Raw genomic sequence first — 11,671 nt, 5'->3', positions numbered from 1 at the left:
TTGGTGAAAGCTGTTCGGTGCGCTATGCATGAATTACAGTTTTGGAGTGTACGCTCTGCACAGCGATATCAGTGCCTTAAAGCCGGAGAGTTAGTTTCTCTCAAGCCGGGTGGTACCGCGTTATGTTTATTACATTCAACTAGCGTCCCTGCATGATCATTTTTTATGATTATGTGGGGACTTTTTGTGTTGAATTAGGAGGAATTGGAAAATGGCGAATGAATTAATGGATGATTTAAGATGGAGAGGCCTGCTGTACCAGCAGACAAATGAAGAAGGTCTGGAGAAACTTCTGGCGGATGAAAAGATCTCTTTGTACTGCGGAGTCGATCCGACAGCGGACAGTATGCATATCGGACATATCGTGCCGCTATTGACACTGCGCCGTTTTCAGCTGCACGGCCATAAGCCGATATTATTAATCGGCGGTGCAACAGGGATGATCGGGGATCCTTCAGGGCGCTCGGAAGAACGACAGCTGCAGACAACTGCACAAGTGGAAGATAATGTGCGCGGCATCAAAAAACAACTGGAAATGATCTTTGATTTCGAAACAGATAATGGAGCGAAGCTGGTCAACAACAATGACTGGATCGGTTCCATGTCATTGATCGAATTTTTACGTGACTATGGTAAATTGCTGAGCGTCAATTACATGCTGGCAAAAGATAATGTCGCATCCCGTTTGGATCAGGGGATTTCTTTCACGGAATTCTCTTACATGCTGATGCAGGGTGCAGATTTCAATCATTTATTTGATCACCATAACTGCCGCGTGCAAATTGGCGGCTCGGATCAGTGGGGGAATATCACAACAGGTCTGGAAGTCATCCGTAAGATGCATGACGAAGAAGTAAAAGCATACGGTTTCACTATTCCTTTAGTGACAAAAGCAGACGGCACCAAATTCGGTAAGTCTGCAGGCGGTGCGGTATGGCTCGATGCAAAGAAAACATCGCCGTATGAGTTTTACCAATTCTGGATCAACGCTGCCGATGCAGATGTTGTCAAATACCTGAAGATCTTCACATTCTTAAGCCGTGAAGAAATTGAAGCACTGGAAACTTCCGTTCAGGAAGAGCCGCATCTGCGCAAAGCACAAAAAACGCTGGCAGAAGAAATGACACGCCTGATTCACGGAGAAGCTTCATTAGAACAGGCGATCCGTATCTCCGCTGCATTATTCAGCGGCGATTTGAAAGCACTGACAGCTTCTGAAATGAAGGATGCGTTTAAAGACGTACCGACTGTAGAGATGACGAAAGAAGACATGAATATCGTCGACTTCATCGTACAGGCGGGTGTGTCACCGTCAAAACGCCAGGCGCGGGAAGATGTCACAAACGGTGCGATTTCATTTAATGGAGAGCGCATTACAGAGACGGATTTCACAGTAGGGGCAGAGCAGCGGTTAGAGGATGCCTTTACGATTGTGAGACGCGGGAAGAAGAAGTATAGTATGGTGAAGTTTGTTTAAAAAGGGAATATAGTACAAAAAGGCCGCTGTCATTGAGTTTGATCAATGACAACGGCTTTTTGAGTTTATTGTATCAACATTTTTTTGACTAAGCGAATATCTGTATCATGATCGTTTACTAAGTGCTGCATTGTAACAATGTTTGATAACTTTTCAGTATTCAGCGAGACATTTTTAGTTAATGCAGCAACATTTTCATCAGTGGAAATCGTACGTGCATCAATTTCGAGTATTGCTTGCTTTATGAAAAGTTGTTCGTTTCTAAGTGAGGATATGTCACTTTTGACTGATGTCATGTCTTTTGTAAGTGAAGATACGTTGCCTTTGAGAGAGGAAACATCTTTCTCTACTGTTGTTAATTTATCTGCAATAAATTGAAGCAATTCACGATCCGTCATAAATTATCTCCTTTCACACATTTTAGTTTTATGGGTGACTTACAATAGGTGATATTACGCAGGTTTATAATTTATCTATTTTCAACATCATATCATCTTTCTACAACATTGTATAGAACGTATTTTCGTATAAGTTGTAATTGTTATTATTTTATAAAATTCATTCGATTAATTTCAAAAACTGTAGGAATAAAAAACCCCTGGATTTGCAATTAAGCAATTCCGGGGGTTTAAAAATTCAACGTACTTATTAACGAGAATAGAATTCAACGATAAGTGCTTCGTTGATTTCAGCAGCCAATTCGCCGCGCTCTGGAAGGCGTACGAATGTACCTTTTTTAGAATCTTTGTCGAAAGTAACGTAGTCAGGAACAAAGCTGTTCACTTCTAGCGCTTCTTCAACAGCAGTTAAGTTTTGAGATTTCTCACGAAGAGAGATTTCAGAACCTGGCTTAACAGCGAAAGATGGGATATCTACGCGCTTGCCGTCTACTAGTACGTGACCGTGGTTTACCAATTGGCGAGCTGCACGACGAGTGCGAGCAAGACCCATACGGTAGACAACATTGTCTAAACGAGCTTCAAGAAGGATCATGAAGTTTTCACCGTGAATTCCCTGCATTTTACCAGCTTTGTTGAAAAGCGTGCGGAATTGACGTTCGTTTACTCCGTACATGAAACGTAGTTTTTGTTTTTCCTGTAACTGCATTCCGTATTCGGAAAGTTTTTTACGTTGGTTAGGACCGTGTTGGCCTGGAGCGTATGGACGCTTTTCAATTTCTTTACCTGTGCCGTTTAGTGAGATACCAAGACGACGTGACAGTTTCCATGATGGACCTGTATATCGAGCCATGAGAGACTCCTCCTCTGTTGGTTTTATTTTGTTGTAAAATAAGACCAGATATGTTCAATCCATCTGCCATTCTATAATCTTGCAACTTCGCCTCCGCAGCCCCGAGGTTACGCGATGCACCTTCGTAAAGGAATAGACTGGACAAAATAGAACACATAACTGCTGCAACTATTTTACACAAAGAATAGCATACCAATTTATTGGTTTCAGGTCAAGCATAATCATCGGGACAAACCGCAGCTTCAAAATTCTTTCGTTTTCCTGAGAATCGATGTAGACTGAAAATAGGCTATATTAAAGCGTTTTCATGGATAGTGGAATAATATATGAAGAGGAGGAAGAGATATGCAGAAAAAACATCATTGGCATAAAGAGACGGCGATGATCCATGAAGGGTACGACAGCAAAGAACATCAGGGAAGTCTCGCGGTTCCTTTATATCAAACTGCAACTTATGTATTTGATTCAGCCGAACAGGGTGAGCGCAGATTTGCGGGGGAAGAATCCGGTAATATTTATTCCCGTTTGGGTAATCCGACAGTCAATGTATTGGAAGCGAGAATAGCCGAAATGGAAGAAGGAGCCGGCGGATTAGCATTTGCTTCTGGGATGGCTGCTGTCAGTGCAGTGCTGGTTCATGTTACGAGAGCAAATGATCATGTAGTTTGTTCCCGCGGAATTTATGGCTGTACATTCGGTTTGCTGAAAATCATGGAAGAAAAATATAATATTACGCATACGCTGACATCCATGCGAACGGAAGAAGAGATTGAAAAAGCGGTAACTGATAAAACGACTTGTATATATGTAGAAACTCCAATCAATCCGACGATGGAGCTGGTCGATTTGCAGGCAGTGTCCAATGTAGCGAAAAGGCATGGGCTGCGTGTCATCGTGGATAACACATTCTGTTCGCCTTATAATCAGACCCCTTTATCATTCGGCGCAGACTTCGTTCTGCACAGCGCAACTAAGTATTTAAATGGACATGGAGATGTCATCGCAGGTTTATTGGCAGGAAAAGATAAAGAGGAGATGGAGAAGATCCGCGGCACCGTACAAAAAGATTTTGGAGGAGTCATTTCCCCGTTTGATGCATGGCTGCTGCTGCGGGGGATTAAAACGCTGCCTGTGCGGATGGATAGACACTCAGCGAACGCAGAAATTCTCTTTGATTATCTAAAAAAACATTCGAAAGTTGACGAAGTGTTCTATCCTTTCGATGAAAAGCATCCACAATATGAAATTGCGAAGAAGCAGATGAAAACAGGTGGCGGCTTGATCTCCTTTACGATTAAAGGAGATAAAGAGCAAGCGCAAACGCTCCTGAATAACCTTTCCCTCGTCAAGCTGGCTGTGAGTCTCGGGGATGCAGAAACACTGATGCAGCATCCGGCGACAATGACGCATTCAGGAGTGCCTAAAGCAGAGCGTGAAAAAATGGGCGTAACTGATTCGCTGCTGCGGCTGTCCGTCGGGTTAGAGCATATGGATGATATCATTGCTGATCTTGAGCAGGCATTTAAAGCAATTTGAAAAAACGGACTGCGATTAGATTCGCAGTCCGTTTTAATGTAAAATCTTTGTGAAATTGTGGAAGGGCTGCCTATGTTGCGGGCAGCCCTTACTTTTGATAACTACTATAGTATATTGGTTAGTATATGTCATGTAGAATCTGAATGAACCGTATTTGCCGCGGTTGTTGTTCTACTGGTTGTTTTACTTAAGCAACGCAAACCCTGCCTACTTTTGCGTCCTTGCGACCCTATAGTCGCGCCAGTGATGAATAAGTGTTCCGAAAAACATCTGCAGAACGCCATGTGTTGTGTCCAGATAAGTTATCAATCTCAATTCCTTAGTATACAGTTGTAAGTATACATTGTCAACAATTTATTTTTCAAATCTTTCTAATGAAAGTTTACAACTGTTTAGAAAGGGAAGCTGTACACTAGAGCCTGCGATTTTACATAGCAGGAAATTTATACTGGAGGGATTAGGATGAACGTAGAAATTGTGAACGAATTTCCACATGAATTTTTAATGGAGCAGGCAGAACCCTGCATCTCCATTTATCAGCCGACCCACCGCTACAGACCTGAAAATCAGCAAGATCCGATACGTTTTAAAAATTTGCTGCAAAAAGTGCAACAGGAATTAACCAAAGAATATCCAGCCAATGAAATAAAAAGCCTGCTGGCACCGCTGGAAAAATTGCAGGGAGAGCGGCCGTTTTGGGCACATGCAGGGGATGGGCTCGCTTTGTTCGCAACCAAAGACCGCTGTATTGCATACAGACTGCAGCGTCCGGTTCCTGAATTGGCGGTGGTATCAAACAGCTTCCATATTAAACCGCTAATTCGAGTATTTCAATCAGCTGACCGTTATCATCTGCTGGGCGTTAACCGGCAAGAGTTCAAACTGTATGAAGGGAACCGTTACGGAATTGAGGAAGTAGAAATTCCCGGGGAGCTGGCAAAAACAAAAGCGGAAGCGATTGGTGATCAAGTCACTGAAGCTTATTTAGGAGCAGGAGACTCGAGCGGAGCAGCAGGGACAGCCATGATGCACGGACACGGCGGAAAAAAAGACGAAATCGATATTGATATCGAGCGTTATTTCCGATATGTAGACCGTACCGTCTCCGAGCACTATTCAAAACCAAGCGGACTGCCGTTGTATTTAGTCACACTCACTGAATATCATACGCTGTTTAAAGAGTTGAGTCATAACCCCCATCTGCAGGATCAAGGAATTAAATCTGATTTTGAGGCACTTACTCTCGAACAATTGAGGGACATGGCATGGCAGATCATCGAACCTTATTATTTGGATAAGACCCAAAAGCTTGTAGAGAGTTTTGAAAACTCAAAAGCCAATGGTCAGGGATCTCAAAAGATAGAGGAAGTTGTTCAGGCGGCGAGTGAAGACCGGATCAGCCGGCTGATGCTCGAAGACGGCCGGCTGTATCCCGGTAAGATTGATTTGGATACAGGAGAAATCGAGACCGAAAATCTGCAGCAGACAACGGTGGATGACGTAATGGACGATCTGGCGGAACTCGTCTTTAAAAGCGGGGGAGAAGTCGTCGTACTCCCGGAGGAACGTATGCCGGTTGATACAGGGGTCGCAGCAATCTATAGATGGTAAAGGAAAAGCCGTTCATTATGAACGGCTTTTTACGTCATCTTCAAATAATTCTTTCACAGTCATCAGCGCATTTTGAACGCGCGGAAAACCGATGTACGGAATTAACTGCATGATTGATTCAATAATCTCTGTCTTGGTTAATCCAACTGTTAAGCCCCTTTGAACATGCGTCTTAATTTGCGGAATCGCCCCTTGGGTAACTAGTGAGGAGATTGTCACTAGCTGCCGCTGCTTGCTGTCAAGGCCCGGTCTCGAATAAATCTCACCATAACCGAATTCGATAATATACTTTCGTAAGTCCGGCGCCAGATCTTTTAACGCGTCTGCGGTCATCATCCGTTCAGCCTCTTCCTCGCTGACGTATTCTTTAATTTTATTCAAACCGGCTTCTAAACGTTCCACTGACATGAAAACTCCCTCCATTTTTAATATATTCTGAAAATAGCATATCACAATAAAGATAGATCTCTACAATGAAAATAAAACTCATACGGCTAAAAATGAATTTATTTCACCAGTTTAGAAACAGACAATAGTCCTTAAGATGCTAATTTTTATGCTTAAGTTTGAAATGTGCTGCGGATAGGTATAGTTGAATAGAGCGGAAAACAACTACTTGGAGGGATTTACAAATGGAAAAGTTTTTCTTAGAAAATGCAGTGCAAGCTAAAAAGAAGATTGAAGAATTGGTAGCGCAAGGCTATACGCATGATCAAATTTATATTTTCGCACATAGTCAGGATCGCGAAGATAAAATTGCGGATGCACTTGACTCAGAACAAGTCGGGATGAGCGAGATGGGCTTCCTCGATAAAATGAAGAATATGTTCACTTCACGCGGAGATACATTGCGCAGTGAAATGCAGTCTGTTGGATTAACAGAGGCAGAAGCTTCAGAAGGCGAAAGCGAATTAGATAAAGGTAAACTATTACTCGTTGCAAAGCGATAAAATAGCGAAAAACCGGTAAGGGATTTGATCCTTAGCCGGTTTTTTTACGTTGTTTACAAATTTTTCAATGCTTTATAATAGGCATCTACAGGAATAAATAAACCTACTTTGCCGTGCTGTTCTTCGTCCAGGGTTGCGAAAATTATGCCGATTACTTCCCCTTTTGTGTTAATTACCGGACTCCCGCTGTTCCCTCTATAGACAGGTGCTTTAATCATAACAACCGGCTGTTCCCAGTCAGGAAGCTGGATATAATCCAATACATGTCCTTTATTTGCAATACCTGAAAAACTAAGCGGATTGCCAATGAACGTAATGGGTTCATTTTTAGTGAAATTCGTGCTCTCAGCAAGCTTCAAATGAGGAAGATTTTCATCTCTCACTTCCAGAACCGCTAAGTCGATATCCGGAAAAGTACGTGTAACAGTTCCTGTATAAATATCGCCTTCCGGAAATGAAATCATCACTGTTTCATTCCCTTCGATCACATGATAGTTGGTCAGAATAGTGCCGTTTTCACTGATTGAAAATCCGGTTCCTTTACTATCGCCTGTCGAAACAACGACTACTGCTTCCTTGTATAGAGCAACTTGAGGGTTTTTGGACAATTCCGAAGACGTTTTTAAAAACTCTATAGCAGGAATCGAAAAGATTTGAAAGATAATAGCGAATGTACTGAGAGCTAATGTGACGGCCATTATCCAAAATGTCCATTTGGGGAAAGGTCGGTAAGTACGCTGCTGATTTTTTTCAGAAGCGGCTTTGGCAAGGGCTTCGCGCTGAGCTTCTAATACTAACTCCTGCAGTTCCTCATCATCGAGGTCTTCTTGAAAAGGATCTTTTGTTTCCACTCAACACACCTCTTTCTATTGAACAGTTTACCAGAAACATCATAAAAGGGTTGAGTAAGATATCATATATAGAAGATGAGTAGACAGAAAACATAGTTTATATAGTATGAAAGGTTCTGATTTATGATATAATTCAGATGAAGATAAAGATCTATTTCATTAGGAGGTGAGATGATGACGAGATCAATCACAATGCAAGCTGAAACAGTAGAGAAAGCCGTGGAACAGGCATTGGCTATGCTAGAGCTGACGTTGGATGATGTGCATATAGAAGTCACTCAGCCAGCCGGCACCTCCTTGTTTGGATTTAAAAAAGTACCGGCAGAAGTCAAAGTGACACAGATTCCAAAAGAGGAAATCGCTAGAGAAGCATCAACCTTACGAATCTATAATGGACAGCTGGAGACTCAATTTAACGAGCAAAGCTATCCAATCGTCATTCCTTCTGCAGGTGTGAATTTAGTAATTAACGATGTAAAAACAGATCATCGCACTATTCTTTTACCCACAGATTTAATTGTATGTCAGGCAGTTACGGAACATTTGGCTGCACAGTTCGTTATAAAGTTGGAAGAAAACGATGTAATTGCCAAAGCCTGCGTAACACCAGGGAAAAAAGTGACACATACATTAGCAGATTCATCGTGGGAAACAGTTCTGAATATCCAAACGACGGAAAAAACACAAGTCATCAATGAATTACAAGCTGAAAACTTTGTGGAAGAACTGAAAGCGCTGGGAATTGAGAACGGTTTATGTATGGACGCGATAGAAAAAGCGGCCGATACATTAGAAGCAAAAGAGTTTGTGGTTGCAAAAGGAATTCCCCCTGTCCACAGCAAAGATGCTTCATTGGAAGAACATCTGAATTTTGACAAAGAGGAAGCGGAAGATCATGAGCGCGTAAATTATCGGGAGCATAATTTAATCCCTACTGTACAGAAGGGCCAATTGATTGCGAAATATATTCGGTCTGTTCCAGGAACCGACGGAAAGAGTCTTCTAGGAGAAGTGCTGAATGTGCGTCCTCCGAAAGAAATTATTATGCGGGCGGGACATCATGTCGAAAACTTTCAGAACAAAATATATGCGAAAATTGATGGCAGACCGGTTATAGAGTGGCGGGGGAATTTGGTTAAAATAGAGGTCAACAGAGAATACCGTCATCCAGATGATGTCAATCTACAAAGCGGTAATATATATTTCGATGGAGATGTATGGATAGGCGGAAGCGTTCATCCCTCCATGTTTGTCGCGGCATCAGGTATAATTCAAATTATGAAAAACAGCACAAAAGCTTCTATAAGGGGTACTAAATCTATATTCATTCAGGGAAGTATTTTCTCTTCTACTGTAACAGTCGGCATACAGGAGAAAATTATTGGGATGCTGGTAAAGGATCTGCAGGAAGTGCTCGATTATCTGAGGAATATTGAATCGGCGCTTAGACAAATCTTCACTTTGAGGGGAGAATTACCTGAAGAAGTCCCGCCATTTACGCTAAAGCAAGCCATACATCTGCTGCTGGAACAGAAATATAGTGATTTTACAGAAGTAAATAAGCAATTTATTCAAGTTGTAAAAAATCATTCGCAAAGATTGGATAAAGAGTGGGTGGCGCTTTCTGAAAGATTATATTTATTATTTGTCGATCCGCTCCGTGAAGAGCAAACAACTATCACTTATCTGCGTCATTTAATAGAAGAGGCTGAAGTGCTTCTGCAAATATACAGTGAAGAAATACGTCCTGAATCAGTGCTTCAGGCTTCATTTGCACTGAACAGTATACTGTACAGCAACGGCAACATTCATATCCTGTCGAAAGGTGTTTATAATTGTTCGATAACTGCGCTGCATGATATTGTCATTAAAGGTGTTTGCCGGGGAGGGGAAGTAATCGGCGGCCGTAATATTACACTTGATGAGACAGGTTCTTCTGCAGGCGTCAAAACAACTATTCAGACAGCTGCAGCAGGGGTCGTTAAGATTGGGACAGCGCATCCCGGCACGGTCCTTCAAATCGGCAATCAAAAATATGAATTTTTTAACTTGCGTAAAGATGTGACAGCAAAGCTAGGTTCAGAAGGAACAATAGTTATCACCTAATTACTCTTTTCCCTGTAATAGAAGTGAGGAAAGTATCTATTTTTCTTCAAAATATGCGCCTAATTGATAAAATATCTGTTATTTCTCAAAAAACATGTGAATTCAAGACGAAAATGCTTTAAACGTGTTACGATATACTATAATATCTAATATAATGACTTAATGTGCGAAGTGTGGGATAGGGGGATCATATTACGATGAAATATTTCATCATTCCATTAATTATTGTCATCGTACTGACAGTAATCGCATTTCTGTTTAGGCGAAAGCATATACAAGAAATAGGGAAACTGGAACAAGAAAAACTGCAAATTCAACATAAACCGATATTTGAAGAAATGACGAAAGTTAAACAATTGAATATGACAGGTCAGACAGAAGAAAAATTTGAGCGCTGGCGCAGCACGTGGACAGAAGTAATTGATGACCGTATTCCGAAAGTTGATTCACTGTTGTTTGATGTGGAAGATCAGGTTGACCGCTTCCATTTTAAAAAAGCGACAGAAACGGAAAAGCATATTCAAGAAATTCTATCCCAATGTGAAAAAGAAATGCACGTTATTCTGGATGAACTGAATGAATTAATCGGCAGTGAAGAGAAAAATCGTATTGAAATGGAAACTATAAAAGAGCAGCACCGTGCCGCACGCAAAGCAATCTTAGCACACCAGCATTCATTCGGACCTGCCGTGAATCCTTTGGAAGAGGAATGGGAATCATTCACTCCGAGGTTTGAAGAATATGATGCACTGATTGAAAACGGGAATTATCTTCAAGCGCGTGAAATTGTGATTTCTCTGGCATCAAAAGGAGACAGGCTTTCACATATCATTCATGAGATTCCTTCTTTGCTAACGGAAATACAATCGAAAATCCCCGCTTCTATACGTGAATTGCGAAATGGAATTGCAGAAATGGAAGAGCAGTCTTACTATTTAGGACATCTTAGGCTCCCTGCCCAATTTGATGAGATGGAAGAGCAGTTACTGGAATTGAAACAGCGGCTTGTACTGCTGGAAGTATCGGAAGTAGGACAGGAAGTGGCGGGACTGCATGATCGCATCGAATCTTTCTATGATCTTCTGGAGGAAGAAGTAAGCTCTCGCCATTATGTAGAAGAACGCTGGGATGATGTGCTCGATCTGTTTGAAGAATTGCAGCAAATCATCAAAGAAACGATACGGGAAGTGGATTTTGTCCAGCAGAGTTATCGTCTGGATGAAAAAGAATCTCAAATTCCTCAAAATGCAATGAAGAAACTGAATGCCATAGCGAAGCGTATAGAGCTGTTCATTGAGCGGCAAAACAAACACGAGTCTGCATATTCCGGGCTCCAGACGGAACTGCAGGAAATTGCGGAAGAATTGGATACATTAGCGGAAGATCAGGAAAGCTTCAGTAACCGAATCAAAAATCTTCGGATTGATGAGAATCAGGTCCGCTCACGTCTTCTTGGACTTTCTCAGCAACTTCAGACAGCGGATAGAAATCTGCATCGCGCGAATATTCCTGGAATCCCTGATGAAATGGAGATTCAGCTGGAAGAAGCGGATGAACAGATCTTCCTCGTGAAACAAAGCTTGGAAGAAGTTCCTTTGAATATGGGATTAGTGGAATCATATGTTCAAAAGGCTACAGCTGTCGTCGATGATGTGTGTGAAAAGACAGAAGACATGATTGAGAATGCAATGCTGGTGGAACGTATTATTCAATATGGCAATCGTTACCGTGCTTCTCATCCGCAAGTGCATCAGAAGTTACTGCAGGCGGAGGATTCTTTCATGCAGTTCCGTTATATGAAGGCATTGGAAGAGGCTGCAACAGCTGTTGAAGATGTTGAACCGGGTGCAATGAAAAAGATCCAAGAAATGCTTCATCATAAAGTGTAA

10 protein-coding genes are annotated in these 11,671 nt (G+C 41.8%); 6 read left to right on the top strand and 4 right to left on the bottom strand.

The features are described from left to right. Positions 1 to 211: 211 nt before the first annotated feature. Positions 212 to 1,477, top strand: a complete 1,266-nt coding sequence (gene tyrS / locus GDZ68_RS14020) for a tyrosine--tRNA ligase (protein ID WP_153722934.1) — start codon at positions 212 to 214, stop codon at positions 1,475 to 1,477. Between the two features lie 65 nt (positions 1,478 to 1,542). Here tyrS and GDZ68_RS14015 read toward each other — a convergent pair whose 3' ends face one another. Both GDZ68_RS14015 and rpsD read right to left on the bottom strand, forming a co-directional pair. Then, positions 1,543 to 1,875: a hypothetical protein gene (locus tag GDZ68_RS14015; protein WP_153722933.1), complete on the bottom strand. Its 333-nt coding sequence runs from the start codon at positions 1,873 to 1,875 to the stop codon at positions 1,543 to 1,545. Positions 1,876 to 2,125: 250 nt separating this feature from the next. After that, entirely contained in the window at positions 2,126 to 2,728 is a 603-nt protein-coding gene (gene rpsD / locus GDZ68_RS14010) for a 30S ribosomal protein S4 (protein WP_153722932.1), read from the bottom strand. A 345-nt stretch (positions 2,729 to 3,073) separates the two neighbouring features. Between rpsD and megL the strand changes: the two genes are divergently transcribed. Then, a complete protein-coding gene (megL, locus tag GDZ68_RS14005) occupies positions 3,074 to 4,264 on the top strand; it encodes a methionine gamma-lyase (protein ID WP_153722931.1) in 1,191 nt (396 codons plus the stop codon). A 462-nt stretch (positions 4,265 to 4,726) separates the two neighbouring features. Next, on the top strand, positions 4,727 to 5,875 hold the full coding sequence (locus GDZ68_RS14000; protein ID WP_153722930.1) for a baeRF3 domain-containing protein: 1,149 nt from the start codon (positions 4,727 to 4,729) through the stop codon (positions 5,873 to 5,875). Between the two features lie 15 nt (positions 5,876 to 5,890). Here GDZ68_RS14000 and GDZ68_RS13995 read toward each other — a convergent pair whose 3' ends face one another. Beyond that, on the bottom strand, positions 5,891 to 6,283 hold the full coding sequence (locus tag GDZ68_RS13995; protein WP_153722929.1) for a carboxymuconolactone decarboxylase family protein: 393 nt from the start codon (positions 6,281 to 6,283) through the stop codon (positions 5,891 to 5,893). Between the two features lie 224 nt (positions 6,284 to 6,507). On the opposite strand from GDZ68_RS13995, the gene GDZ68_RS13990 reads away from it, so the two are divergent. Beyond that, complete coding sequence (locus GDZ68_RS13990; RefSeq protein ID WP_153722928.1) at positions 6,508 to 6,825, top strand: general stress protein; 318 nt, start codon at positions 6,508 to 6,510, stop codon at positions 6,823 to 6,825. A gap of 53 nt (positions 6,826 to 6,878) precedes the next feature. Here GDZ68_RS13990 and GDZ68_RS13985 read toward each other — a convergent pair whose 3' ends face one another. Continuing rightward, positions 6,879 to 7,676 (bottom strand): S1C family serine protease, encoded by a 798-nt coding sequence (locus tag GDZ68_RS13985; protein ID WP_153722927.1) that lies wholly within the window; start codon positions 7,674 to 7,676, stop codon positions 6,879 to 6,881. Between the two features lie 174 nt (positions 7,677 to 7,850). Between GDZ68_RS13985 and GDZ68_RS13980 the strand changes: the two genes are divergently transcribed. Further along, positions 7,851 to 9,782 (top strand): flagellar assembly protein A, encoded by a 1,932-nt coding sequence (locus tag GDZ68_RS13980; protein ID WP_194841176.1) that lies wholly within the window; start codon positions 7,851 to 7,853, stop codon positions 9,780 to 9,782. A 197-nt stretch (positions 9,783 to 9,979) separates the two neighbouring features. Then, positions 9,980 to 11,671, top strand: a complete 1,692-nt coding sequence (gene ezrA / locus GDZ68_RS13975) for a septation ring formation regulator EzrA (RefSeq protein WP_153722925.1) — start codon at positions 9,980 to 9,982, stop codon at positions 11,669 to 11,671.

It is taken from the genome of Sporosarcina cascadiensis, assembly GCF_009650995.1.
GTDB classification, from domain to species: domain Bacteria; phylum Bacillota; class Bacilli; order Bacillales_A; family Planococcaceae; genus Sporosarcina; species Sporosarcina cascadiensis.
This window is presented reverse-complemented; position numbering and strand designations above follow the sequence as displayed.

Excerpts from the sequence above, each read along its gene's own strand:
- tyrS (WP_153722934.1), top strand. The coding sequence starts at position 212 with ATGGCGAATGAATTAATGGATGATTTAAGATGGAGAGGCCTGCTGTAC.
- GDZ68_RS13995 (WP_153722929.1), bottom strand. The coding sequence starts at position 6,283 with ATGTCAGTGGAACGTTTAGAAGCCGGTTTGAATAAAATTAAAGAATAC.
- megL (WP_153722931.1), top strand. The coding sequence starts at position 3,074 with ATGCAGAAAAAACATCATTGGCATAAAGAGACGGCGATGATCCATGAA.
- rpsD (WP_153722932.1), bottom strand. The coding sequence starts at position 2,728 with ATGGCTCGATATACAGGTCCATCATGGAAACTGTCACGTCGTCTTGGT.
- GDZ68_RS14015 (WP_153722933.1), bottom strand. The coding sequence starts at position 1,875 with ATGACGGATCGTGAATTGCTTCAATTTATTGCAGATAAATTAACAACA.
- GDZ68_RS13980 (WP_194841176.1), top strand. The coding sequence starts at position 7,851 with ATGACGAGATCAATCACAATGCAAGCTGAAACAGTAGAGAAAGCCGTG.
- GDZ68_RS14000 (WP_153722930.1), top strand. The coding sequence starts at position 4,727 with ATGAACGTAGAAATTGTGAACGAATTTCCACATGAATTTTTAATGGAG.
- GDZ68_RS13990 (WP_153722928.1), top strand. The coding sequence starts at position 6,508 with ATGGAAAAGTTTTTCTTAGAAAATGCAGTGCAAGCTAAAAAGAAGATT.
- ezrA (WP_153722925.1), top strand. The coding sequence starts at position 9,980 with ATGAAATATTTCATCATTCCATTAATTATTGTCATCGTACTGACAGTA.